Origin of the sequence: Geomicrobium sp. JCM 19038 (genome assembly GCF_000698125.1) — a bacterium.
Taxonomy (GTDB): Bacteria; Bacillota; Bacilli; order Bacillales; family Marinococcaceae; genus Geomicrobium_A.
Genome location: NZ_BAXA01000005.1, coordinates 1 through 26,000, shown reverse-complemented (window position 1 = coordinate 26,000; position 26,000 = coordinate 1). Strand labels below are relative to the sequence as shown.

Below are 26,000 nucleotides of genomic sequence, written 5' to 3'. Positions count from 1 at the left end.
TACATCCGTGTCGGTTTGAATCGACATGGATTTTTCTGGGGAGATCTGAATTGGAGCGTGATCTTCATGAAATTCGATACGATCGTTGTTGGTTCTGGCCTTTCAGGACTTGTTGCAGCAACTGAAATTGCTGAGCGAAAGAAACGTGTTCTATTAATTGATCAAGAAGGTAGGCAATCGTTAGGTGGACAAGCGTATTGGTCATTCGGAGGGCTCTTTCTTATTGATTCTCCCGAACAAAGAAAACTGAATATTCAAGACTCTGTCAATCTTGGTTGGCAAGATTGGCAAGGAAGTGCGAATTGGGATCGCTTAGCGGACCCTTATGATGAAGATATTTGGGCAAAAAAATGGGCGGAAGCTTATGTCAATTTCGCTGCAGGTCGAAAGCGCGAGTGGCTTCAATCTCTCGGCATTCGATTTTTCCCTATTGTTGGGTGGGCTGAACGAGGTGGATCTTTAGCGCACGAACATGGCAATAGCGTTCCTCGTTTCCATATTGCTTGGGGTACCGGCCCTGCGATTCTACAACCTTTTATCACAAAGCTGAACGATTTACAAAACCTTACTTACTTGCCAAGGCATCAAGTTGAACAATTGATTATGTCAGGCGGAAAAATCGTTGGGGTTGAAGGTTATCGGTTAGAAGAAACCAACGCGATGCGAGGTCGCGCAACAGGCAAGACTGCAATCGGTGAGTTCCGTTATCTAGCAGACACAGTCGTCATCGCAAGTGGAGGGATTGGTGGCAATCTCGATCTCGTTCGTAAAAATTGGCCTACTTGGCTCGGAAAAGCACCCAAAAAGATGATTGCCGGTGTTCCTGAATATGTGAACGGTCGCTTACTACAAGTTAGTGAACAAGTTGGAGCCCGAACTGTCAATAAAGATCGGATGTGGCATTACACAGAAGGGATTCGAAACTGGTACCCGGTGTGGAAATCTCATGGCATACGAATTCTACCCGGTCCTTCTTCCATTTGGTTAAGTGCAACAGGAGATCGCTTTTCCGCTCCAAACTTCCCTGGGTTTGATACACTCTCAACACTAAAAGCCATTCAAGACACCGGGTATGACTATTCTTGGTTTATTACGACGAAAGAGATTGTAGAACGGGAGTTTGCATTATCAGGATCAGAGCAAAATCCCGATCTTACGGGAAAAAATTTAAAACTTGTTTTAAAGCGCGCACTCCCTGGCCCTACTACTGCGGTTCAAAGCTTTTTAGACTTTGGAGAGGACTTCGTTACCGCTCAGACCTTACCAGAACTCGTTAACAAAATGAACACCCTTACTGACGAGTCGTTACTTAACCTCGACACTATCAAAGATACAATCGTAGCTCGAGATCGTGAGTTAAACAACACGTTTACGAAAGACGCACAAATGCAAGCAATTCATAACGCTAGACAATACATCGGAGACCAAAAAATTCGCGTCGCAAAACCTCATCAAATTCTTGATCAGAACCACGGACCACTTATTGCAGTCAAGCTCCATATTCTTAGTCGCAAAACCCTCGGAGGATTGCAAACGAACCTAGATGGTGCTGTTCTAAAAGACGGAATACAACCGCTGCCAGGACTTTATGCGGCAGGTGAAGCAGCTGGGTTTGGAGGGGGTGGCGTTCACGGCTACCGCTCTCTCGAAGGAACATTTCTAGGAGGCTGCTTGTTTAGCGGCCTACAAGTCGGCCACACACTCGGATCGAGCTAACAGACTTGCTTTCTACTCCTAAAACGCCTGCGAGTCACTCTCACAGGCGTTTTATCTTTAATATTCCTTACGATTGTAAATGCCCATTGTTACGAAGTAAGAGGTTACAAAGAGTACAAGACCGATGACTAGAAAGCTCCCATTAAATACGAGACTTCCATTCATTGACGCTACCGTTTCACTACTCATTTGTTCCAATAATCTCGCAAACCCTTGCTGTGCAAGTAGGAAAAGGCCGACACTACTTAGTGTTGCAACAAGAACAATCGTATCTGATTTTTCCGTACCAAACACATACGTTGCAGGATAACTTATCGCACCCATAATAAATGCTATGCCAATCCCCGTCATCATCGTGTACATTAATTCTTGGTTCATGGTACTTCCAAGCACCCATTCCGCAACGACAAAAGCCATAATTGTAATTGCGACGCCAATACTCATTAAGAATAGAAAGAATAGATATTGGCTTTGAACGATATTGCCTCGATTTACGGGCAATGTTAACACAAACTTATTCCAACCTGATTGTGATTCATGCTTTAATACTTCAAAAGCAGGGGACACGAGGAAAATAATCGGCATGTACATGGCGAAGAAGACAAGAAGTTCATTACCAATTCCAATTACGACAAGAACTAGAACAAATGCAGCCACTGCATAACTAAGAATCGTTTTAGAAACTGAGTAGTATTGATTTAGGAGTAATCCAACCATTATATGTCACCCCTCATAAGTAATAAACTAATGTCATCAATCGTACGATTTAGAATCAACTGATCTTCGCTTACTTCAGAACGGTCTGTAAGCAACACTTCAACATACTCCCCGTCAGCTTTTTTTGCGACGATGGTTGTTTTTGTTAATTGATGTACTTCTTCATTACGTATCCTTGCCACAACATACTCGTTTAACAACACCTGCTTACTTACACTTAAACGAATCTTTCCACCTTTAATGAATACTAACTGATCCGCAATTTTCTCTATATCGCTCGTAATGTGTGATGACATTAAAATCCCTCGATCTTGATCTTTAACAAACGCTTGTAATACTTCAAGTAGCTCCGTACGCCCTGTCGGATCGAGTCCTGCTGTGGCTTCATCCAAAATGAGTAGCTTTGCTTGATGAGACAGTGCGACTGCAACACTTAACTTCATTGACATACCTCTTGAAAAATGCCCCACAGCCTTATCCTTAGGCAATTGAAAGAAATCAACATAATGGAAAAATGTTTCTTCACTCCAATTTTTGTACACATGATTTAGTACTCGGTTGAGCTTCTTGACTGTTAGTCGCTTCGGTAGCTTTAAATCATCAAAAACGACGCCTATGTCCTCTTTTTCTGCTTTGTTCTTATGATCTACGTCTCTCTCAAACAGTTGAATTGAACCTGTATCAACGCGAAGCTTCCGAGAATGGATCCCATCGTAGTTGATTTGCCAGCTCCATTTTCTCCAATGAATCCGACAATTGAACCGTAAGGAATTGTTAAGGAAACATCCTCTAGTGAAAATGAAGAGTCTTTGTATGATTTATTTAGGCCAGTAACTTCTAAAATTGCTGCCATCGTCATCCACCCTTTTCGTTGTTTCATGTTAAAATTATCGACTGATCTTATCTTCTTAAAGCTAGTGTACGCCTTAATACCTCTTATCTCGGTACTTTTGATGCAAAAGGGCGTAAACCGGACTGTTTACGGAAATGATGTCATGAAACGGGAGAACACCGTCATAAAACGACCAGCGCTTCGATGAGAATTTTGGTTGTACACAAATCTTCCCAACAAAAAGCCGCTAATCAATTGATCAGCGGCTTGTACTATTTATCCTTCTGTATCGTCAGGGTCGATATCCATGTCTTCAACTTCCGCTAGTTCTGGTGCTTGGTGACTTTCTTTTTGTTCAAAGAAAATCTCCATTGCTTCTCTGGCAATATTATTCGCAATTCCTGCAAATTCTCGGTTACGACTAATGGTTACGTTTGGTACAACAACCGCTACGGCAACCTCTGGATTATCATAAGGAGCATAAGCAACCATCGTTTGGTTGTTAAGGCGAATGCCATTTTTTTGCACTTGGGCAGTTCCTGTTTTCCCAGCTGCTTGGTATTCGAAACTACCGAGCTCACGGTTTGCTGTTCCTCCACCTTGCCCTGAGACGCTAACCACTTGTCTCATCGCGGTTTGCATACGATTAATGTCACCGATCGGGTTATCGACCGTATTCAGCACTTCCGGTTCATAATAGCGTATGCTCCCACCTGCTTCTCCTGGAACTTCTCCTGGCTCAAGTACATCTCGGACGAGGCGAGTCCGCATCCGAACTCCGTCGTTTGCAAGCGTTGCCGTATACTGACCAAGTTGTAAAGGGGTGTAATCATCATATTGACCAAAACTTAGCAATAACACCATACCTGCAGTATTCGGCCCCGTAATACCTTCAGACTCAAATGGTAAATCAATTCCTGTACTCGCCCCTAATCCAAATTGAGCATAATGTTCACGTAACATATTGTAGGATTCAGAAAGAGTGTTCCACGTATTGTTGCTACGGTTGTAACCTGCAAGGCGCATCGCGATTTCTGCCATATACACGTTGGATGAGCGTCGAATCGCATCTATATCATTCACATAGCCCATATTCACAACGGATGAAATGGAGGGTGTATTCGGTAAATGAGTGATCGGGGAATCATGAATCACTGAACCATGTCCAATTGCGCCATGACGATAACCTGCTAACACCGTCGCCGGCTTAATTGAAGATCCTACGGTATAACTATTGTTTACTGTACCGAGGTGGCCTTGATACCCGACAAGCGCTAAGATGTCACCGGTTGATGGTTCAATCATGACGACATACGCATCACGCCCGGCAGGAAACGCATACCCACCGTACCCATCGATTCTGCGTGTTACCATCGCATCAACCTCTTGTTGCAAACGCATATCTAGTGTGAGTCGTAAATCATTTCCTCTGCGACCTTCTTGCATTTCTACATCACCACTTGGCAATGTCGTCATGATCGCTTTCTCACCACGCAACAGATCTTCATACTCTTGCTCTAGGTATGACGTTCCCACAGCATCACTACGTTCGTAACCTTTCCCTAAGTACCCATCAACAAGCTCTGCTGGGATCGATCCTACGCTTCCAAAAAACGATGCAAATTGTTCACCGTACGGATAAACTCGTTCAGCATCTCTCATTAAATCTGTCCCAGGCATTGTATGTAAGACTTCACCAATATGATGTGCTTGTTCTTCACTTAATCCACGAGCAATCCGGTTTGGTGAATGATTGTAACCGCTGAGCATCTCCCGCCAGATTACAACAGCTTGCTGTTCTTCCAGACTATAACTCTCGCGTATTTCCTCCGCATCTAAGCGACTAAGTTGTCTTGTATAAATATCACTTTGACTTAGGTCGTCTGTAGAAATCTCTTCGCTCGTCACGAGTTCATCTACAAATGCTGCCATCGGCGAGTGTACCATCTTCCTCACGCTCTTCAATCGAAGCTTCATATAAGAAATAGTCTTGCCACTCTCGGTCGTTAATTTCTTCTACGTCTTCTTCATCAACTTCTAAGTAATTGACAAGTTGATGCGCAATCTCATAACGCTCTTGTTCGTTGCCTGGGCGATTCGTATACGTAAGCGAGAGCTGCATGTCATTATCAACTAAAACATAATTATTGCGATCAAACATAATTCCACGCGGAGCATCTACAGTCGCAGTCTGCTCTTCTTCTTGACTTAACATTAAATCGTAAGAATCTCCTTGAACGATTTGCACGTACCCAAGACGCAATATAAGAATAGAAAATAAGACAAATACCCCAAAAAACAGTACGTTAAGACGATAAGGAATATGATTCTTACGTTTTGGCTGCCCCATCGAACTCTCCCCAATCTTGTGAAAATCGATTTACGAAATAATCTAAAACAGCAAAATCATCAGTTATCAATTCATCCTAATTGACTAGATCTAGATGCGTCCATCGTAACACAAGAAAAGGACATACACATCGTTCTTAATAAAACAGAAACGAAGAAAGTCGATCATCATTTACAGTATCAATTAAACCTAGTCTTTAAGTAAAGTGGCTTTGAGATGGAGTTAGGCGCAGTGAATCGTTTGGGTAACAACCGTAGTAAGTGAAGTCACTTAACTCATTTCTAGGTACCTCCGTTTATTCTTTTCACCGTTGCCTAGCAGCTTGTCTACTTAATAAATGATAAGATGTGTTGATTTACAAGTTCTGGCTGTTCAAGATGAACCCAATGAGTAGCTCCACCGATAAACACACCTTCACCGTTTCTTAGAAGTGATTGGCTTTCCTTTGCAAGTTTCGTTGATAGAAAATGGTCGCCGACTCCCCAGATCATTTTCGTTGGTACGGTCACCTCTACAACAAGGTCCATCGATTTAATGCTTTGTGGCATCCCACGATACCAGTTCAACATTGCTGTCATTGCTCCTGGTTGACGCCAGCTTGCTTCATACACCTCAAGGTCCGACTCTGTAAAAGTCCCCGGGTTACTCGACATTTTAAGTGCCTCACTCATGTACGAAAAATCACCTGCTTCTAGAAACCGTTCTGGTATTTCAGGCAATTGAAAGAAAGCCATATAGGAACTACGTAACCATTGCATCGGTGAGGTGAGTAGTACTTTTGGAAAGACCGCTGGATGAGGAATATTGATGGTAATTAAACGTTTGATTAACTCAGGATGAGTCGTTGCAAGATGCCAAGCAACAGCACCTCCCCAATCATGTCCAATTACAGTCACTTTCCCTTTCCCTATGCTCTTAATTAAACCAACAAGGTCGTTTCGTAGTTCATCCAGTTGATAGGCTCTACGTCCAGTCGGTTTATCACTTTCGTTATACCCTCTTTGGTCTGGGATAATGACGTGATAACCTGCCTTTGCTAACGGTTCAATCTGCTTTCTCCAGCCATACCAAAATTCAGGAAATCCGTGCAATAAAATAATCGGTTTACCATCTAGGTCTCCAGCACTTGCCACATTCAAGTTAATCTCATTTACTGTGATTGACTGAAACTGAATGTTCATTATGACTCCCCTTTCGGTTCATTTGGTAAACACCAATAACACTAAAGATTACACCTGCTCCACCACAAACAATGAGTAATTGCCAATTCGGTAGCCAAATTACACCTGACGATGAAACGACCCAAAAAGACAGTGTAGAAAACAACGTTAGCGCAATCCCAGAAGCCAGCGTTCGTACTGGCTCGTACTGATTCATTGCGTTATATAGCCATATGCTCACGAACATAAGATAAGGAAGTATACTTAACACTTGAACGATTAGAACGATAAGGCACTCATCCTCTCTATTTGAAACGCCTTTTGTCTATATTATTACACAAATTCCAAATATAAGGAGTTATTTTTCGAGTCAATCAAGAAAATCTCGCTCGAATCTTTTTCGCTTCTTCTGCTGTAATTGCTAAACGTTTGTTACCTTCTCTGCCGGTCATTGAATCCGCAGCAAACAACGAGTTCCATATCGCTTCTTCTGTGGCGCTCGCGGTCGCATCAAAAATTTCATTCATGATTGCATCGTTGTCTCTAAGAAAAGAATAGGTGTCTACTTGTTTGGATTGATCATGTGCCGTTCGGTGCGCTGTTGAAAAAGCAATTGCAATGTCACCGCTCCCATGATGTGCCGTCGATCCGGTTCGTGCAAGTCCAAATGCGGTTCGCTTCGCAATTCGTTTTAACTGCCTTTCATTTACTCGTAAATCTGTTGCAACGATCATCATGATTGAACCCGGAGGCTCCTGTTGATCGAATGATTGCGAGAAGTTTGAGACAACAAGCACGCCTAACGTACCGTCCCCAACCTTTCTTGAGCTTGTTCCAATCCCACCTTTGTATCCCATACAACTCATGCCTGTTCCTGCACCCACGCACCCTTCAGCGACTTCGAAACTTGCATTTTGAATGGCTCCTTTCGCATGATGAGATCTTACGTGCATTCCTCTTATATCATTTAGATACCCGTCATTACATTCTCCTACAACGACATTCACTGTCCCTGTCGACGTTCCAATGTCTTCATTACGTTCCAATAACCATTGAATTGTCCCTTCTGTTACGGCAGGCACACTAAATGTATTCGTTAGCATAATCGGACTTTCTAACGTACCAAGTTCTTGTAATTGGACGAGTCCCGTCGTTTTTCCGAAACCATTGATGACCGCAGAGCTCGCTAGAACTTTATGTTTGAACAGATTTTCTTGATGAGGCAATATCGCTGTGACTCCCGTTCGAATTGCCGCTCCTTCGACTAACGTTACGTGCCCAACTTTTACGCCTGGTACGTCTGTAATTGAATTTCGCGACCCCTTTGGCATTAAACCAAACTGCAAATAATGACTTGCACGTTTTTGCATGATTTTTCATCTCCATTTCTTGATCGATGACATACGTTATCTTAGGAGGGATACGATGTCATTAAATGAACAGTTACCACTCAGTGTCTCGTCACATCATATTGTACAGCCTCGAGTGAATGTCTACTACCCAACGATTCGGGAACATACCAACAAAAAAGCTGAAACGAGGATTAATCAAACGATCAAACAAACGGTGTGGCGTATGATGAAAGACCAAGGATACGGTCAAAAAGAAACCGAGCTAACAGGAACGTATGATATTAAAACAAATCAACCACACCTCTTAAGCTTAACTCTTTCGATTTATCAATTTTCTGGTGGTGCACACGGAACAACGCTTGAGAAGGGCTTAACGTTCAACACAGAAACCGGGCAACTTCTTGCTTTTAAAGATCTGTTCTTAACTACAAATGAAGATCGTTCGATCATAAATGAGCACATCAAAAGTCAACTCGATGAGCGCCATTTAACGAGTGATTTACTCGTCCCCTTTTCAGGAGTAAATGATGATACGAACTTTTACATTGCTGACCAAACACTCGTGATTTTTTTTAATCAATATGAACTATTACCTTACGTGTACGGGATTACCTACTTCCCGATTCCACTGTATTTGTTCCCTGACGTTTCATTGCCTTAAATTAAAAAAGTGAGTCGCAATGAACAATTGCTGACTCACTTTACATTAGAAAGAATAATATAATCGTTAAAATGACGAGTATGATTGGAACAATAATTAAATAATGGAGCGATAACAGATTAAAGCTACTTTCACTGCTATACTTCTCCGAACCAGGATTCTTAGCGATCGCTAACGTCCAAACAATTCCAATCGTTGTCCCAATTAAGAGCAACAAGAACAAGCCTAAGTTCATAAAATCCTCCCGAGTCATTCAAAGGTCATTCAATACAAATTAAGTTTAACATAGTTGTATCTTCTTTCATTTGTAAACGACTGATACATCGTTAGTTTCGTGAAATGTTGATAAGGTAAGAAGCAATTTCCCTCTCTTTTTCTTCATTTCGTAGCTGTTCATTCTCAATTGCTTCAATCTGTCTTTTTAGTTGAAGCACGTAGGACGGATAGAAAATTAAAGGCTCTCCGTGTAAATCACACCCTCGTATGATTACGTGAACGTGTGAATCACTTGATTCACAATGAACCATTGCAATCCAATCGAAATCTATCCTCAATTGACGTTCCAACCGCCACATCGCTGCTTGAATAACCTGTTTAAAGTCAAGTTCAAGATAACTAAATGAAATCTGCAACCGAAACGCCGGTTCAATTGCTGAAGTTTGTCTATCAATTTTTTGAACGAATGCTCGACGATCTGTTAACGATTTCCCAAAGAAACGCTGCTGTGGCTCTTTGTGTTCAATATAATTCAAATGATTGGCGATTGCAGTTATTGGTGGTGTGAGCCCATTTCTAAAATGCGACAATTGAACTTTTGCCATCTACATACACTCCTTATCCAATAAAAAAAAGGAGCCTGCCACCGAGACATAATTGTCCCTTAGTGGCAGGCTCCTCCTAAAAATCTCCGTATCTGATTAACTTCAGTGTATCATTTAGTCGTTACTTTTCAAGTAATAATTCGGTTTATGTTCTAAATTGTGAACCGTCTTGATGTAACGAACGGTTTTCGTTTTCGCACGCATAACAATTGAATCTGTTTCTACAAGACCGCCTCCTAGAAACTTCGCTTCATTTAGAAATGTTCCAGAAGTTACACCTGTTGCCGAGAAAATTGCATCGTCTCCAGCAACGAGATCGTTCAACATAAGAATACGATGTGGATCTTCAATTCCCATCTCTTTACAACGAGCAATTTCTCCATCGTTTTGTGGAACAAGGCGACCTTGCATATCTCCACCGAGGCACTTCAGTCCTGCAGCAGCAACAACTCCTTCCGGAGCCCCCCCAGTTCCTAAGAATAAGTCAACACCTGTTCCAGGAAGGGACGTTGCGATTGCCGCACTAATATCATTATCTGAGAAAAGCTTTACACGTGCACCTTTCTCACGAATTCGGTCAATTGTATCTTGATGACGTTCACGTTCTAAAACCATCACCGTAACGTCTTCAATCGCTTTATTATTCGCTTTTGCTACAATTTCAATTGTCTTTTCGACAGGGTCGTCAATGCTTACCTTACCCGCTGCGTTTGGTCCTACTGCTAATTTCTCCATATACATATCTGGAGCGTGGAGTAAGTTCCCGCGATCAGCAATTGCAAGAACAGTAATTGCGTTCGTATATCCTTTAGCAACAATTGTTGTACCTTCTATTGGATCGACCGCGATATCAACTTCAGGGCCATTACCTGTTCCTAGTTCTTCACCGATATAAAGCATCGGTGCTTCATCCATTTCCCCTTCACCGATCACGACGCGACCTTTCATGTTCACGGAGTCAAAAATCTCTCTCATCGCATTAGTTGCAGCTCCATCAGCTTGATTCTTATCGCCTCTACCTAACCATTTAGCGGCTGCAAGTGCGGCTCCTTCGGTTACTCTCGTTACTTCTAATGCAAGTTCTCTATCCATTTCATACCTCCGCATTTTCTTCAATCGATAGAATAAGTATATCACATTTTATATTTGTATAGCCTAATAATATTTTTACGAATACACATAGGCCCTTTTTCGTTTTATCCTGTGATTGTCGTTACCGTTTTTATGACATTGCATAAGGTAACTGTAAGGAGGGCGAATGCCATGGTAACGGTAACGGGTAAAGAGTATTTACATCGAATATCCAAGCTAAAAACTGAAATATGGCTTGAGGGATCACTGTTACATGGTCCTGTAACAGAGCATCCCGCATTCAAAGCGGTACTTCAAAGCAAAGCGAAACTTTATGATCTTGTGCATGAGAAGCAATACGAAGATATCTTGAGTGCCAAAGATCATCAAAGCAATTTCTCATATGAACCAATGAAAACAAAAGAAGACTTAGAGAAACACCGACTCGCGACACAAGTTTGGGCAAATCAGAATGCGGGATTACTCGGCAGATCCCCAGAATATGGCAACACGATCATTACAACGTTGGCGAACGCGAAAGATTATTTTGCAATGGAAGGAAGTGAATATGGTGAGCGGATTGAACGGATTCATAAAGAAGCACTCGAACATGATCTCACATTTACGCATACGTTTGTGAATCCAAAAGCAAGAAAACGATCGTCTTTCTTTTCTGAAGAAGAGGAACTGCCTATCGCTGCTAAAATTGTAGACGAAATTGACGAAGGAATCGTCATCGATGGTGCACGACTCCTCGCAACTCAAGGAGGCATCACCGATGAGGTCATCGTCTTGCCCGCAGGTTTTGAGAAAGACTCCTTATTTGCTTTCTCCATTCCTTCAGCCACACCAGGTCTAAAGTTTCTCGCCAGACCTTCCTACGCAAATGATTCCCTTTACGACGAACCGTATTCTTCTCAATTTGAAGAAGGCGATGCAATCGTTGTTTTCGATAACGTCCTTGTGCCGTGGGATCGGGTGTTTCTTTACAAAAGTGAACGTTTATCACAAGGCTTGTTCTTTGAGACAGGTCTAGAACCTGCACTATTGTTCCACGCATCAAACCGGCAAATTGTTAAAACGGAATGGCTCATCGGTATCGCTGAAGAGATGGTTGAAACGCTTAAGATCAGCCAGTTTCAACACATTCAACAAAAGCTTGCGGAAATGATCACAGCGCTAGAAGCGATGCGCGCGTTCGTGTATTCTTCCGAAGCGCAAGCAGGCGTCAATGAGTACGGCATGATGGTACCATTTGCACCACCACTTAAAGCGGCCGTGTCTTATTACCAAACGACGTACCCACGACTTGTCGAGATCATTCAATTAATCGGAGCGAGTAATTTCATTGCCGCACCGAACGAAAAAGACTTTCAATCTCCAATTGCTCCGTTGCTCGAACGCTTTATCGGTGGTTATGACACTTCAGCAAAAGAAAAAGTACAATTATTACGACTTGCCAAAGATTTGACGATGGGTGATTTTGGTTCAAGGCAAACGCAATTTGAACGCTATTTCTATGGAGATCCTGTTCGACTATCAACAAACTTATACAATCATTACGACACTCGTCCGTACCGCGACCGTGTAAAAACCTTTTTAGAAACACTAAGAAAGAATGACAATAGTCAAGCTCCTATCAACTAAAATCGTAGGACTCACTACACTGAACTTGTTACTGAACGGCCGATTCTGATTCTGAGCTTTGTACTGAGTCAGAATCGGCGCGCTTACCGATAAACTCTGTCTGTAATAATCCCATCTGTATGATATCGTGATAACACCCGTCTCGAAAGACTGCTTCCCGACTTCTTCCTTCTTGTTGGAACCCTATACGTTCATAAAGACGAATTGCTCGTTCATTAAAAGCAAAAACATTCAGAGATATGCGATGGAAATTCTGTTCTAAAAACGCGTATGTAAGCAGCACATTCACAGCTTCAAATCCGTAACCACTTCCCCAATAGTCTTTTTCACCGATATCGATAATCATTTCTGCATTGCGATTTTTTGTATCAATATGAATAAGTGATATGACGCCAATTGGCTTGTTCGATTTTGTATTAACGATCATATACGTCTTTGAATGCGAGTCACCAACAAGTACTTCTTGGACAAACTGCTTCGTCTCTTCAATTGTGAAATCGTCTAAGGATAAGCTCGTCGTTTTCATCACTTGCTCATCTGTACGCCATGCATGATAAATTTCTGCATCTTGGACTGTAAATTTTCTTAAGTGCAAACGTTCTGAATATAACATGTATACGCTCCTCTCCTAATCAATCAAATGATTTACGAAACCGTTCGATTAAACGTTTCACCAGAGAAAAGCCATTTGAACATACACCGTTCAAATGGCCTTAGATCTATTTCTTTTTCTTCTTGTTGTTTGAGCGGAAACCTTTATTGCGTGGGTTCTTTTGACCTTTACCACCCTTGCCTTTGGTTCCTCCGCTTTGACGGTTCTTTCCACGATTTTCGCGTTTGTCGCCAGGCTTCTTGCCTCGTTCACCTTGAATGACCTTTTGCTTTTGCGTGTCACGTCGCTTACGCTTTGGCATGCCGACAACTTCAAAATCAATGGTCGTTTCATCCAAGTTTACTTCAAGAACTTTCACTTCTACTTGGTCTCCAATGCGGAACATGTTCCCGCTGCGTTCACCAATGAGTGCGTACTGACGATCGTCATAATGGTAATAGTCATCGGTAAGGTGACTAACGTGGACCATTCCTTCAATCGTATTCTCTAAGCGAATAAACAAGCCGAAGTTTGCAGCACCGCTAACAAAACCAGTGAACTCTTCACCGATCTTATCTTTCATATACTCTGCTTTCTTGAGGTCATCCACATCACGCTCTGCGTCGACCGCACGCCTCTCCATTTCAGAAGAATGGGATGTAATCTCAGGAAGCTTCCCTTGCCAGTAATCAGTCGTTTTCTTACCTGTTTGCCCACTCACTAAATACGTTCGAATCAAACGATGAACGATCAAGTCAGGGTAACGACGAATTGGCGAGGTGAAATGAGTATAGAAGTCAGCCGCAAGTCCGAAGTGGCCAACATTCGATGGATCGTATTTTGCTTGTTGCATCGATCGCAATAGAACCGTTGAAATGACCGTTTCTTCCGCTTCACCTTTTACAGAAGCTAAGATCTCTTGCAATGCACGTGGGTGAATGGCGTCACCACGTCCTTTTACGACATAACCGAAGCTCGTAATGAACTCAAGAAACTTTTGCAACTTATCGTCATCAGGGTCTTCATGAATTCGGTAGACGAAAGGCAATTTCAACCAGTGAAAATGCTCTGCAACTGTTTCATTTGCACAAAGCATGAATTCTTCAATGAGCTTCTCACCAACAGAACGTTCTCGTATCTTCACGTCCGTAGGTTTCCCTTGCTCATCCATGACGACTTGGGCTTCTTTAAAGTCAAAGTCAATGGCCCCACGATCAAAACGTTTCTTACGTAAAATTGCAGCTAACTTCTCCATTCGCTCAAAAAACGGCACGAGCGATTCGTATTGCTTTCTCGTATCTTCATTGTGGTCAGCAAGAATTTCGTTCACGGCTTGATACGTCATTCTCTCCGTCGTACGAATTACACTCTCGAAAATCTCGTGATTTACGACTTCACCCGAAGGGCTAATTTCCATCTCACAAGAAAGTGTTAATCGATCTACTTTTGGGTTTAATGAGCATATACCATTTGATAATCGGTGTGGAATCATTGGAATTACACGGTCAACGAGGTATGAGCTCGTCCCACGCTCTTCCGCTTCCACATCGATTGGTGAACCTTCCGTTACGTAATGGCTTACATCCGCAATATGAACGCCTAATTTGTAGTTGCCGTTTTCAAGTTCTTCAACATTCACCGCATCGTCCAAATCTTTCGCGTCTGCGCCATCAATCGTTACGATTGTATCGTTACGTAGATCTCGTCTACGCTCAATTTCTTCTGGTTTAATGTGATCTGCAGTATCTGCAGCTTGTTGTTGCACTTCGTCAGAGAATTCACCCGGCAGTCCGTGCTTGTGAATAATCGCCAGGATATCTGTTCCAGGATCGTTTTTGTGCCCTAGAATGTGAACGACTTCTCCTTCAGCACCTTGACGACCTTCTGGATACTTCGTAATTTCAATGACGACTTTATGTCCTTCAGCAGCGCCGTGATTACGTCCTTCTGGAATAAAAACGTCACTCGACAAGTGTTTATCGTCTGGAATTACAAATCCGTATCGCTCGTAGTCTTCGTACGTACCCACAACTCTCGTCATTCCACGCTCTAGAATTCTCACGACCGTACCTTCGGCACGATCGCCTTGATTCCCGCCTTTACGTGACGATACTCGAACAAATACGATGTCCTTGTGCATGGCCCCTGCTAAATCACCAGGCGCTACATACACATCTTCTAGACCTTCATCTTCAGGAATAATAAACGCAAAGCCCTTTTGATGAGCTTGTACTCTTCCTTTAATTAAATTCATTTTGTCTGGAAGTCCGTAACGGTTATTCCGTGTACGAATTAATTCTCCAGCCTCTTCAAGCGTATTTAACGTCTTCATTAAATCTTTATGATTTTCTGCGTTATCTTCTAATTGTAATGCTTCTTGAAGCTCACTTACACTTAGTGGCTTCGTTGCTTCTTCTCGTATATAAGTTAGTATTTCGTCTCTCATACTAATCTCCTTTCTTATTGCTATCTAGCTTCAATTTCTTTTATAAATGATAGGATTCTTTCGTGAACACGCTCTTTATCTTTCCAAAGCGTAATAATATGCGGAGCATCTTCGTAGAGCTCTTTAGTTTTAGGTTCGGCTTGTATTTCATCATAAATAACATCTGCATTCTCAGGCGGAACAAGTTCGTCTTTTCCTGCTTGAATAACGAGGGTTGGTTGTTTAATTTCATGCAAATGGTCTCTTGCAGTAAAAATCAATTCATCAATTGAATAAAGCGTAGAAAGTGGAAGTGTTTCAAACTCATCCATTTCGTCTTCAATCGTTTCTTCGTCCTTTTTTTCAAATTGTTTATATTGTCTTGCATACTGACGTACACCATTATATAAGCGGTCATTCATCCCTTGTTGCATAATTGGAGCACACATCGGAATAACCCCTCTTACATCAAAAGTATAACCGACTTTTAAACTGAGCAAACCGCCTAGGGAAAGCCCACAAACGATAATTTTCTCGTAACCAAGGTCCATAAGGTGTTGGTAGCCTTCCTCGACGGCCCCCCACCAATCCTGCCAAGACGTCTCCATAAGTTGTTCTGGTGGAACACCGTGACCAGGAAACATTGGCGCATGCGACGTATAACCATGCTTTTGTAAAAATCGACCAAGCATTCTTACATCACTTGATGAGCCGGTAAATCCATGTAATAAGAGAACCGCGTGATCGTTCTCTCCCTCAAAGGTAAACGGTTGCGCTGGTTTGATTTTCATGGTGAAACTACCCTTTCAAAAAATGCTCAACATCTCGAATGACTAGTTCTTGTTCAACATCATGACATAGAAAATGATTCGAGTGTTCATACATCCTTAACGTTTTATTCTTAGAACCAATTTGCTCAAACAAATAGGTGGCACTTTTTTCAGGAACGAGAATATCCTTCATCCCTTGCCCAATCATCACAGGTGATGTAACACCTTCAACGAACGGACGCATGAGTCGGATCGTCTTAATAAATTGGTAAAAAGCCGTCATTGGGGTCTCCTTACGCTTGTCAATTACAAGATCAAGCCAAGGGTTCTCAGATCCTCGATAACTCGCCACTAAATCTTGAACCATTTGTGGTCTATTCACATAATAAGCCGCAGCATTTAAGAGAACGAGCTTCTTCACTGGGTACTTTGCTGCTAAGTAACAAGCAAGCATCCCTCCCATTGAAAAGCCGATCACATACAATTCATCCACGTGTTTTAGCATTTCTTTTGCGGCACGGTCAGCCGTATAAATCCATTTTGCCCCTTCTGCTTCGCCTATATCTTCCCCTACACCATGACCTGGGAGTACTGGTGTATATACGAGCCAACCTTTCTTTCTTTGCAGTCGCTCTGTAAGGGGCTGCAACTCTTCTGGGGAACCAGTAAACCCGTGCAAACATAAACATCCGATCATACTGTTACCCCTCCGTTCAATGCTAACGCTCGTAGAATTCCCTAATTTAATGTAATTCAAACAAAAAAACAGCTGGGAGAATACGCTCCCTAGCTGTTTAAATGAAGTACGCTAATAATATCGTTAGCACGAAGAAAAGTACAGCCAGTATAACTGTCGCTTTTGAGAGAAAAGCCTCGATACCCCGTGCTTTTTGCTTACCCATCAATTGTTCTGCACCACCGGAAATCGCTCCAGATAGCCCAGCACTACGCCCTGATTGTAATAAAACAACTGTGATTAAAGCGATCGCAGTTAAAATCAATAATACGATTAAAATGGTAGTCATCGTGTGCGCACCTCCCAAGTACGACAAAGGAAGCCGTCGGACTGCCCCTGTTTCACGTAATTATCCTTATTTTATCTTAGCACAAAAGGACAACATTAGGCAAACTGACCTTTTAGACATAGAAAAGGGGCTGAACCGATTGGACAGCCCCTTTAGAATTAGTCTAAGTTATAGAACGTTTCTTTACCTGGGTAAACACCACGTCCACCGAGTTGATCATGAATACGAAGCAACTGATTGTACTTCGCTACACGGTCTGTACGTGACGGTGCACCTGTTTTAATTTGACCAGCATTTACGGCTACAGCGATATCCGCAATTGTAGCATCTTCTGTTTCACCTGAACGGTGAGAGATGACAGCTGTATAGCCTGCACGCTTCGCCGTCTCAATTGCATCGAACGTCTCAGTCAGTGTACCGATTTGGTTCACTTTAATTAAGATCGAGTTGCCGACACCTTTCTCAATGCCTTCAGCAAGCTTTACTGTGTTTGTGACAAACAAATCATCACCGACGAGTTGCACGCGGTCACCGATGCGCTCAGTAAGCTTCTTCCATCCATCCCAATCGTTTTCATCAAGTCCATCTTCAATAGAGACAATTGGGTATTTGTTGACGAGGTTCTCATAGAAGTCGATCATTTCATCAACAGTCTTAACGACCCCTTCGCCTTTTAAATTGTACTTACCGTCTTCATACATTTCAGAAGCTGCAGCATCCATTGCAAGGACGACATCTTCTCCTGGCTTGTATCCAGCGCGCTCAATTGCTTCCATAATTGTACTTAGCGCTTCTTCGTTTGAATCAAGATCTGGTGCAAAACCACCTTCATCACCGACTGCTGTATTCAAACCTTTTTCTTGAAGTACTTTCTTCAATGTATGGAAGATTTCTGTTCCGATCATCATCGCAGAACGGAAATCGTCTGCACCAACCGGCATAACCATAAATTCTTGCAAATCAACAGAGTTGTCCGCATGCTCGCCACCGTTTAAGATGTTCATCATTGGAACTGGTAACGTTTTTGCGTTGATCCCGCCAAGGTATTCGTAAAGCTCAACACCTTGCTCTTGTGCTGCAGCATAAGCACAAGCGATTGAGACACCAAGAATAGCATTTGCTCCCAAGTTTCCTTTGTTCGTCGTTCCATCTAGTTCAATCATTAACTGGTCAATGCCGATTTGATCACTTACATCGACGCCAACAAGTTGTGGTGCAATCGTTTCATTCACATTCTCAACGGCTTTAAGAACACCTTTACCCATGTAACGAGTACCACCGTCACGAAGCTCAACAGCTTCATGCTCACCTGTGGAAGCTCCACTTGGTACGAGGGCACGTCCTAAGATGCCGTCTTCTGTTACGACTTCAACCTCAACTGTAGGGTTCCCTCTTGAATCCAATACTTCACGTGCCAATACATCTGCAATCATTGTCATGGCTCAACCAATCTCCTTTATCGCTTTAATAGGCTCTTGCCTGTCATTTCTTTCGGTTGCTCAATGTCCATCAGTTCTAACATCGTAGGTGCTAAATCTGCAAGAATACCGTCTTCACGAAGGGTGTACGAATCATTCGTAACAATGACCGGAACTGGATTTGTCGTATGCGCTGTCATTGCTTCTCCAGAAGTTGTCACTACTTCATCTGCATTCCCATGGTCAGCCGTCACAATTAGTGTACCACCTTTTGCGTGAATGGCGTCAGCGATTTTCCCTAATCCTTCATCTACCGTTTCAATTGCCTTGATTGTTGGTTCTAGTAATCCTGAATGTCCAACCATGTCAGGGTTGGCGTAGTTCAACACAATGGCATCGTGTTGGTCGTTTTCGATTGTTTTAAGAAGAGCATCTGTCACTTCAGGAGCGCTCATCTCTGGCTTTAAGTCATACGTCGCAACTTTTGGAGAGTCAATTAAAATCCGCTCTTCTAAAGGAAAGACATTATTTTGACCACCGTTTAAGAAAAACGTGACGTGAGGGTATTTCTCCGTTTCTGCAATACGAAGTTGTGAGAACCCTGCTTCACTAATCGTCTCACCCAGTGTATTCACTGGCCTCGTTGGTGGAAAAGCAATCTCTCCTACAACATCGTCATGATACTTAGTCATCGTCGCGTAGAAGATTTCTGGGTGTTTGCCCCCACGTTCGAATTCTTTAAAGCTCGGATCAGTCATTACTTTAGAAATCTGAATCGCACGGTCAGGTCTGAAGTTGTAACTAATGATCGCATCTCCCGATTGAATCGGCTTCGCGCCTGGCAATACCGTAGGTTCAACAAATTCATCAAACGTTCCTGCTTCATACGACTGATCAATCAAAGCAAGTGGGTCTTCTGCGACGTTTCCTTCATTGTGAACGAGCACACGGTAAGACTTCTCAATTCGTTCCCAACGATTATCCCGATCCATTGCATAATACCGACCGTGAAGCGTACTTAGTGTCCCTATACCTAATTCCTCAAGTTTCTCTTGTAACGCTTTAATGTAGATTTTAGCGCTTTTCTGACCTACGTCACGCCCATCGAGAAAACCGTGAATGAAGACGTTTAATACGTCATTCTCCTTAGCCATCTCGAGTAGTGCAAATAGGTGTTCAATATGACTATGAACGCCTCCATCAGAGAGAAGCCCATAAATGTGCAAATTAGATTTTTTCGCTTTGACGTGATCAATTGCCTCTTGGAAAACCGCGTTCTCAAAAAATGTTCCCGCTGCAATACCTTTATTAATGAGCGATAAGTTTTGATGAATTACTCGTCCAGCACCGATGTTCATGTGACCAACTTCAGAATTTCCCATCTGACCAGCTGGAAGACCAACATCCTCACCTGCAGCGATTAACGTCGCATGAGGGTACTCCTTCCACAATCGATCAAAATTAGGGGTATTTGCCTTCGCAACTGCATTGCCTTCTACTTCATCTCGAAGAGCAAATCCGTCTAAAATGATGAGAGCAACTGGCGGTTGCTGTCTCATCGTACTGTCTCCTCGATCAATGCAAGGTATGAATCAACATCTACGCTCGCACCACCAACGAGGGCACCGTCGATGTTGTCTTGAGCCATGTAGCTCGCGATATTCTCTGGCTTCACACTGCCACCGTATTGAATTCGAATTGCATTTGCCGTCTCCGGTCCGTACGTGTCAAAAAGAAACTCACGAATCGTTTTGCACATCGCTTCTGCATCTTCTGGCGTTGAAGATTTTCCAGTTCCGATTGCCCATACCGGTTCATACGCAACAACAACCTCAGCAGCTCGTGCAGATTCAATCCCCGTTAATGCTTGTTCTAATTGCGCCTTCACAACAGTATCAGCGCTTCCTGATTCTCGGTCTTCAAGTAATTCTCCAACACAGAGAATCGGTGTAATTCCGTGATTGAGGGCTGTTTTGACTTTGGCATTCACACGCTCATCTGTATCGTTGAACATTTCTCTACGTTCAGAATGACCAATAATCGCAAGCTTCACACCGATGGAAGTGAGTGCCGCGGCACTAATCTCACCAGTAAACGCACCCTTTTCTTCCTCATGAAGATTTTGAGCACCGATTTGTAAATCTGTGCCGACCGCTTTTTCCTTCATTCCCTTTAAGGAAATCGCTTGAGCACAAAGTGCATACTCCACTTTGTCTGATGAAGGCAATTTCTCTGTCACTTGTTTCACGAATTGAAGGGCTTCTTCATCCGTTACGTTCATTTTCCAATTTCCTGCAATAAATGGTTTTCTCATTGATTATCACCCTTTATTTATCTTGAAGTGCTGTCACACCGGGGAGGTCTTTTCCTTCCATAAACTCAAGGGAAGCTCCTCCACCTGTAGAAATATGGCTCATTTGATCCGCATAGTTAAACTTCTCAACTGCTGCAGCTGAGTCGCCACCACCAATTACAGAATACGTATCACTCTCTGCCATCGCTTCTGCAACACCTTTTGTTCCATCAGCAAACGTGTCCATTTCAAATACACCCATCGGTCCGTTCCAAACGGTAAGTTTCGCATCTTTTACAGCGGCCTTGAATTGTTCAATCGTTTTCGGTCCAATATCAAGCGCTTGCCAGTCATCTGGAATCGCATCGACCGTTACAATTTCAGTATTTGCATCATCACTGAATGCGTCTGCTACTTTCACATCAACAGGAAGTAACAATTGAACTCCGTTATCCTTTGCCTTTTGCATGAACGTTTTTGCCATGTCAATTTTATCATGTTCAAGAAGTGACTTGCCGACGCTATATCCTTGTGCACGAATAAACGTATAAGCTAAACCCCCACCTAAAATCAACGTATCAACTTTATCTAATAAGTGATCAATAACACCGATTTTATCTTTCACTTTCGCACCGCCAATGATCGCAACAAACGGTCGATTCGGATTTTCTAGTGCTTTTCCGAGTACATCCAGTTCCTTTTCAAGGAGAAGTCCTGCAGCTGACGGTAAATGATGTGCAATGCCTTCTGTAGAAGCGTGAGCACGGTGAGCAGCACCAAACGCGTCATTAATATAGACGTCCGCAAGCTTCGCCAGTTGCTCAGCAAGTGCAGCGTCGTTTTTCTCTTCGCCTGCTTCAAATCGCAAATTCTCAAGTAATAGAATTCCTTGTTCTTGCAACTGATCAACAGCTATTGTTACATCATCGCCAACGACATTGTCTGCTTTATGTACCGTTGTACCAAGCAGTTGTTCTAAACGCTTAGCGACCGGGTCTAATCGCAATTTCTCAACGACTTCGCCTTTTGGACGTCCGAGATGACTTGCCAAGATCACTTTCGCACCTTTTTGTTGTAAAAGTTGAATTGTAGGGATTGCTGCGCGAATGCGCGTATCATCAGTGACGGTCTCACCGTCGAGGGGTACGTTAAAATCAACACGGCAGAATACCGTTTGACCTGCTAGATCTACATCGTGGATTGTTCGTTTATTCATGGAAAAGGTCCTCCTTAACGCATTTATACGTTAATTTTCATAAGAAAGAAGGGAGCGAACGCGTACGTCTCTCCCTTTTCCTTTTTCATATCTTATTATAACCCAACTCTAGCCATGTGAGCGACTAAGTCGACAACACGATTTGAATATCCGTATTCGTTATCATACCAAGAAATAACTTTTACCATGTTTCCTTCCATAACCATCGTCGATTTCGCATCGATCGTAGAAGAAAGCGTACTACCGTTATAATCGCTAGAAACAAGCTCTTCTTCGCTATAACCGAGAATACCTTTCATTTCACCTTCAGAAAGCTCTTTAAGCTTTGCGTTTACTTGCTCGTCCGTTACATCTTGATTAAGTTCAACAACGAAGTCAACGAGTGACACGTTCGGTGTTGGCACACGCATCGCAGCTCCATTAAGCTTGCCTTCAAGTTCAGGAAGCACGAGTGCTACAGCTTTTGCAGCCCCAGTTGACGTAGGAATAATGTTCTCCGCAGCTGCACGCGCACGACGGTAATCTTTGTGCGGAAGATCAAGAATTTGTTGGTCGTTCGTGTACGAATGTACTGTGTTCATAATTCCACGGCGAATTCCAAACTCATCGTGTAGTGCCTTTGCTAATGGCGCAAGACAGTTTGTCGTACAAGATGCATTAGAAACAACCGTATGCTCTTCTGGGTTGTACGTCTCATGGTTTACTCCCATTACGAACGTTGCGTCTACATCTTTACCAGGTGCTGAAATAATGACGCGTTTTGCGCCACCTTCAATGTGCTTGCTTGCATCTTCTTTAGAAGCAAAACGACCTGTCGCTTCGACTACGACGTCAACGCCATATTGATCCCAACCAATTTGTGCTGGATCGCGCTCAGAAGAGATCGCAATCTTCTTCCCACCAATAAGAAGATTGTCGCCGTCTACTTCAATTTCTGAAGGGAACGTTCCATGTACAGTATCATATTTCAAGAGGTGTGCTAACATCTCTGCGTCTGTAAGGTCATTGATTGCTACGACTTCTACCTCTGGGTTGTTTAAAGATGCACGATACACCAAGCGTCCAATTCGTCCAAAACCGTTAATACCAATCTTCGTTGTCATTTATAAATCCTCCTCTAGAGTATCTAAAACAGCTTTCGCTGCTGCTTCGTCTGTAATCAATAAATCACTCGGTCGATGCGTCATATAGGATGCAATTGCTTTAGCTTTAGAAGCACCACCTGCAACCGTAATGACCATTTGTTCTTCATTCAAATCCGAGAGCTGTAATCCAATCGTTCGTTCTTTATGAACGATCTTCCCGTGATGATCGAAGTAATACCCAAATGCTTCAGATTGAGCACTTTTCGTTTCTAAACCTTTAAGGTGTTCTTCCGTTGATCCTCTTCGTGTCGCCATTGATAATGCATCACCAACACTATGAATGACCATACGAGGGTGACGGATTAGCTGTAGTAGTTCTCGTATACCCGGTTCTTCAATCAATGAATCATAGGCTGTTTCACTTAATTGATCTGGTACGTGAAGCAATCGATAGTTCGCTTCTGCTTGTTTCGCTAAATCAGCGCTAATCGTATTTGCTTGCAATTCCACGTCTTCTCCAAGTCCCCCACGGGCAGGAACAAATGTGACATTGCTAAGCCTGGCATGAGGATACACAGCAGCGGCCAAAGCGGCCAGCGTTGTTCCACCTGCAACTGCAACAACGTCTCCTTCACCAAGTGTTTGGATCATCTCGTCCACACATGCGCGACTCATCTCTTTTTTCACCCAGTCTTGTTCATCACTATTTCCTGGAGCGACGATGACTCGCTTCACATGAAGCGCGCGTTCAAGTTTCGCCTGCAAAGATGTTCGACCCGTAAGCACTTGAATTGAAGATTCTAATGCCTCGAGCAAATTCTTTCCATCTTCAGTAAGGCGCATACCTTGCGTCTCAATTAAAAGTAACTGTTCATTTTTAAACAGTTCAACTTCCCTTCTCAACACGCGTTCCGAAATGTCCATTTCTTGTGCCAATGCTCTTCGACCAACCGGTTCACTCACACGAATGTAACGTAAAAGATGATACCTCCTTATAAGGTTATCCATCAGATCTGGCTGCAATTTCTGCTGCCATTTTAGTAATGTTTCATCCATGATCTACTCAGCTCATCTTTCCGGGAACGAAAAAGTCCCGCGTTGACTTTTCCGTTCCCACTAACTTAATTATCATTATAAATTAAGATTGACGTTTTTGCAATTGATTCATCATTACTTTGACAGATAGAGTAATTAACGCTATGATTACTCTATCAGATAGAATACACAGAAAGGACCGTGCGTTGTGGTACGAAGTGACTTGTTACGAGGACACCTAGATAGTATTATTTTGACACTCATCCTCGAAAAAGATCGTTACGGTTATGAAATTTCTAAAGAGATTAGCTTGAGAACAAATGAACGATTCATGATTAAAGAAGCAACCCTCTATGCTGCCTTTCAACGGTTAGAACGAAAAGAGTTGATTCATTCTTACTTTGGTACTGAGTCACACGGTGGGAAACGCAAATATTATGCCATTACGATTCTTGGGAAAGCATACTTACAAGAATTGAAACATGAATGGCTCGAAATGAAAGAAATTGTAGATGTATTTTTGGAGGGAAACAAATGAAAGACATACGTGCGCATGTCGAACATCTTTTTCGTGACATCCCTAACAGCGAAGAAAAAGAAGCCATGCTTCATGACTTATGCTGGAACTTAGAAGAAAAGGTACGCGACTTAATGGAGACGGGTAAGTCAGAAGAAGATGCAATCAATAAAGCCATTGTGGAATTTGGAGATGCCGAAGAATTAAAAGCCGAATTACGTGAATCATACCCGACCAATCCATCACTTACAAAAAAGAAAAAAGCGAAATTGAATTTGCACTTTTCCTTATGGGGAAGCTCGCTTGTAATCTTGCTATTTCTTTTTATCAACTTTTACTACACACCAGACACGATTTGGTTCATCTACCCGACGTTCGCGATTCTTTGGTGGCCACTAGCGATGACGTTCGTTTACAAACGCACGGAGGACAAGTAACGTGAGCCGACGATCCGAATTGACTGCGGTACTACTCGCAACATCAATCATTGCTATCGTCTTTATCACGCTTGATTTATTGCTAAACCCTAACGTGAGTTGGTCCATTTATGTGACTTTGTTTTTACTACTCTGGCCTTTCTCTTTGTTGCCACATCCGGTTTACAGTACGATCGGGGCGATATGGATTGCAGGGTTGTTAACTGCAATAAATGTCATTGAGACACCGGAATATTTATGGGTTCTCTATACTGTTCCACTCATTTGGTGGCCTTTATCCGCTTGGTATCCTCATCAATTTAAAACAAAACCGTTTGCATGGATTAGCTTTCTAATTTTGGGTGGCTATTATGTAACGCTCAATTTTATTTACGATGATCGTTTTCCTTGGAGCATCTTTCTACTCTTCGCATTGATTTGGTGGCCATTTACGAGACAATGGATTGATCGCCCTATTCGTTATTCTTATCTAATGGCAACGACGACGAGTATCTTTTTTATTACGATCAATATCATCACAAGCCCCTATGAAATTTGGGCTGTCTACCCAATCTTTGCTGTGCTTTGGTGGCCGCTTTCAATGACTTACTTTTATAGACGAAACAAAGAAACGCACCTTTAGGTAGTGACCCCAAAAAGTTAGAGTTTGTTAAACAGCTGATTGGCTGGTTGATGTTCGATATTGAATCGGACTTTGACCAGCCAGTTTTAGTTTTATACGTTCGTGATTGTAGTAGTGGATGTACTCCTCAATTCGTTTCTTTAACTCTTCATAGGAAACCAAGGGGTCTCCATAGTACATTTCTTGTTTTAATAGACCAAAGAAGTTCTCCATTGGTGCGTTATCTGCACACGTAGCC

27 protein-coding genes and 1 pseudogene are annotated in these 26,000 nt (G+C 42.6%); 6 read left to right on the top strand and 22 right to left on the bottom strand.

The features are described from left to right. Nucleotides 1–66: 66 nt before the first annotated feature. The gene (locus JCM19038_RS07800) at nt 67–1,716 is read left to right on the top strand and encodes an FAD-binding dehydrogenase (protein WP_042416423.1); all 1,650 of its coding nucleotides are present in this window, start codon (nt 67–69) and stop codon (nt 1,714–1,716) included. A gap of 57 nt (nt 1,717–1,773) precedes the next feature. Here the strand turns inward: JCM19038_RS07800 and JCM19038_RS07795 are convergent, their stop codons facing one another. From JCM19038_RS07795 to JCM19038_RS07775, 7 genes and pseudogenes are all read right to left on the bottom strand, one after another. Further along, a complete protein-coding gene (locus tag JCM19038_RS07795; protein WP_042416421.1) occupies nt 1,774–2,433 on the bottom strand; it encodes an ABC-2 transporter permease in 660 nt (219 codons plus the stop codon). Next, nucleotides 2,433–3,286 (bottom strand): annotated as a pseudogene (locus JCM19038_RS07790) (ABC transporter ATP-binding protein). Before JCM19038_RS07790 ends, JCM19038_RS07795 begins: the two are co-directional and overlap by 1 nt. Before the next feature lie 255 nt (nt 3,287–3,541). Then, the gene (locus JCM19038_RS24330) at nt 3,542–5,197 is read right to left on the bottom strand and encodes a penicillin-binding transpeptidase domain-containing protein (protein ID WP_052361257.1); all 1,656 of its coding nucleotides are present in this window, start codon (nt 5,195–5,197) and stop codon (nt 3,542–3,544) included. Continuing rightward, nucleotides 5,178–5,615 carry a hypothetical protein gene (locus JCM19038_RS24325; RefSeq protein ID WP_052361256.1) on the bottom strand — a complete coding sequence of 146 codons (438 nt, stop codon included), beginning with the start codon at nt 5,613–5,615 and terminating at the stop codon, nt 5,178–5,180. The genes JCM19038_RS24330 and JCM19038_RS24325 overlap by 20 nt, the downstream gene beginning before the upstream one ends. Before the next feature lie 326 nt (nt 5,616–5,941). Then, entirely contained in the window at nt 5,942–6,799 is an 858-nt protein-coding gene (locus JCM19038_RS07780; protein ID WP_152549369.1) for an alpha/beta fold hydrolase, read from the bottom strand. Further along, the gene (locus JCM19038_RS22245; protein WP_152549368.1) at nt 6,762–6,992 is read right to left on the bottom strand and encodes a hypothetical protein; all 231 of its coding nucleotides are present in this window, start codon (nt 6,990–6,992) and stop codon (nt 6,762–6,764) included. Before JCM19038_RS22245 ends, JCM19038_RS07780 begins: the two co-directional genes overlap by 38 nt. Before the next feature lie 157 nt (nt 6,993–7,149). Continuing rightward, the gene (locus JCM19038_RS07775; protein WP_042416417.1) at nt 7,150–8,145 is read right to left on the bottom strand and encodes a P1 family peptidase; all 996 of its coding nucleotides are present in this window, start codon (nt 8,143–8,145) and stop codon (nt 7,150–7,152) included. Between the two features lie 55 nt (nt 8,146–8,200). On the opposite strand from JCM19038_RS07775, the gene JCM19038_RS07770 reads away from it, so the two are divergent. Further along, nucleotides 8,201–8,788 carry a DUF3298 and DUF4163 domain-containing protein gene (locus tag JCM19038_RS07770; protein WP_042416415.1) on the top strand — a complete coding sequence of 196 codons (588 nt, stop codon included), beginning with the start codon at nt 8,201–8,203 and terminating at the stop codon, nt 8,786–8,788. A 40-nt stretch (nt 8,789–8,828) separates the two neighbouring features. Here JCM19038_RS07770 and JCM19038_RS07765 read toward each other — a convergent pair whose 3' ends face one another. The 3 genes from JCM19038_RS07765 to glpX form a co-directional block, all read right to left on the bottom strand. Beyond that, the gene (locus JCM19038_RS07765; RefSeq protein ID WP_042358299.1) at nt 8,829–9,023 is read right to left on the bottom strand and encodes a hypothetical protein; all 195 of its coding nucleotides are present in this window, start codon (nt 9,021–9,023) and stop codon (nt 8,829–8,831) included. A gap of 91 nt (nt 9,024–9,114) precedes the next feature. After that, nucleotides 9,115–9,609, bottom strand: a complete 495-nt coding sequence (locus tag JCM19038_RS07760; protein WP_042416413.1) for a hypothetical protein — start codon at nt 9,607–9,609, stop codon at nt 9,115–9,117. Between the two features lie 114 nt (nt 9,610–9,723). Further along, nucleotides 9,724–10,701 (bottom strand): class II fructose-bisphosphatase, encoded by a 978-nt coding sequence (gene glpX, locus JCM19038_RS07755; RefSeq protein WP_042416411.1) that lies wholly within the window; start codon nt 10,699–10,701, stop codon nt 9,724–9,726. A gap of 171 nt (nt 10,702–10,872) precedes the next feature. Between glpX and JCM19038_RS07750 the strand changes: the two genes are divergently transcribed. Then, a complete protein-coding gene (locus tag JCM19038_RS07750) occupies nt 10,873–12,327 on the top strand; it encodes a 4-hydroxyphenylacetate 3-hydroxylase family protein (protein ID WP_042416409.1) in 1,455 nt (484 codons plus the stop codon). A gap of 28 nt (nt 12,328–12,355) precedes the next feature. Here the strand turns inward: JCM19038_RS07750 and JCM19038_RS07745 are convergent, their stop codons facing one another. The 11 genes from JCM19038_RS07745 to JCM19038_RS07695 all read right to left on the bottom strand — a co-directional run bounded on the left by JCM19038_RS07745 (nt 12,356) and on the right by JCM19038_RS07695 (nt 24,207). After that, entirely contained in the window at nt 12,356–12,940 is a 585-nt protein-coding gene (locus tag JCM19038_RS07745) for a GNAT family N-acetyltransferase (protein ID WP_042416408.1), read from the bottom strand. Nucleotides 12,941–13,046: 106 nt separating this feature from the next. Further along, entirely contained in the window at nt 13,047–15,365 is a 2,319-nt protein-coding gene (gene rnr / locus JCM19038_RS07740; RefSeq protein ID WP_042416406.1) for a ribonuclease R, read from the bottom strand. Between the two features lie 20 nt (nt 15,366–15,385). After that, nucleotides 15,386–16,135, bottom strand: coding sequence for a carboxylesterase (locus JCM19038_RS07735; RefSeq protein WP_042416404.1), 750 nt, complete (start codon nt 16,133–16,135; stop codon nt 15,386–15,388). 7 nt (nt 16,136–16,142) lie between these two features. Continuing rightward, nucleotides 16,143–16,811: a carboxylesterase gene (locus tag JCM19038_RS07730; protein ID WP_042416402.1), complete on the bottom strand. Its 669-nt coding sequence runs from the start codon at nt 16,809–16,811 to the stop codon at nt 16,143–16,145. A 97-nt stretch (nt 16,812–16,908) separates the two neighbouring features. After that, nucleotides 16,909–17,139, bottom strand: a complete 231-nt coding sequence (secG, locus tag JCM19038_RS07725; protein WP_042358296.1) for a preprotein translocase subunit SecG — start codon at nt 17,137–17,139, stop codon at nt 16,909–16,911. Nucleotides 17,140–17,297: 158 nt separating this feature from the next. Next, complete coding sequence (gene eno / locus JCM19038_RS07720; RefSeq protein ID WP_042416401.1) at nt 17,298–18,578, bottom strand: phosphopyruvate hydratase; 1,281 nt, start codon at nt 18,576–18,578, stop codon at nt 17,298–17,300. 17 nt (nt 18,579–18,595) lie between these two features. Continuing rightward, the gene (gpmI, locus tag JCM19038_RS07715; RefSeq protein WP_042416399.1) at nt 18,596–20,116 is read right to left on the bottom strand and encodes a 2,3-bisphosphoglycerate-independent phosphoglycerate mutase; all 1,521 of its coding nucleotides are present in this window, start codon (nt 20,114–20,116) and stop codon (nt 18,596–18,598) included. Beyond that, nucleotides 20,113–20,871: a triose-phosphate isomerase gene (gene tpiA, locus JCM19038_RS07710; protein ID WP_042416397.1), complete on the bottom strand. Its 759-nt coding sequence runs from the start codon at nt 20,869–20,871 to the stop codon at nt 20,113–20,115. The genes gpmI and tpiA overlap by 4 nt, the downstream gene beginning before the upstream one ends. Nucleotides 20,872–20,884: 13 nt before the next feature. Further along, a complete protein-coding gene (gene pgk / locus JCM19038_RS07705) occupies nt 20,885–22,066 on the bottom strand; it encodes a phosphoglycerate kinase (protein ID WP_042416393.1) in 1,182 nt (393 codons plus the stop codon). Between the two features lie 95 nt (nt 22,067–22,161). Continuing rightward, entirely contained in the window at nt 22,162–23,169 is a 1,008-nt protein-coding gene (gene gap, locus JCM19038_RS07700; RefSeq protein ID WP_042358293.1) for a type I glyceraldehyde-3-phosphate dehydrogenase, read from the bottom strand. Beyond that, complete coding sequence (locus tag JCM19038_RS07695) at nt 23,170–24,207, bottom strand: sugar-binding transcriptional regulator (protein ID WP_042416391.1); 1,038 nt, start codon at nt 24,205–24,207, stop codon at nt 23,170–23,172. A 187-nt stretch (nt 24,208–24,394) separates the two neighbouring features. On the opposite strand from JCM19038_RS07695, the gene JCM19038_RS07690 reads away from it, so the two are divergent. Genes JCM19038_RS07690 through JCM19038_RS07680 form a run of 3 tightly spaced genes read left to right on the top strand, consistent with a single transcriptional unit; the run spans nt 24,395 to nt 25,762 of the window. Continuing rightward, nucleotides 24,395–24,724, top strand: a complete 330-nt coding sequence (locus JCM19038_RS07690) for a PadR family transcriptional regulator (protein ID WP_042358292.1) — start codon at nt 24,395–24,397, stop codon at nt 24,722–24,724. Beyond that, on the top strand, nt 24,721–25,140 hold the full coding sequence (locus JCM19038_RS07685) for a permease prefix domain 1-containing protein (protein WP_042416388.1): 420 nt from the start codon (nt 24,721–24,723) through the stop codon (nt 25,138–25,140). The genes JCM19038_RS07690 and JCM19038_RS07685 overlap by 4 nt, the downstream gene beginning before the upstream one ends. 1 nt (nt 25,141) lies before the next feature. After that, nucleotides 25,142–25,762 (top strand): hypothetical protein, encoded by a 621-nt coding sequence (locus JCM19038_RS07680; protein WP_042416384.1) that lies wholly within the window; start codon nt 25,142–25,144, stop codon nt 25,760–25,762. Between the two features lie 27 nt (nt 25,763–25,789). Here JCM19038_RS07680 and JCM19038_RS07675 read toward each other — a convergent pair. Continuing rightward, on the bottom strand, nt 25,790–26,000 hold a 211-nt coding region (locus JCM19038_RS07675; protein ID WP_152549366.1), incomplete at its 5' end, for an IS3 family transposase.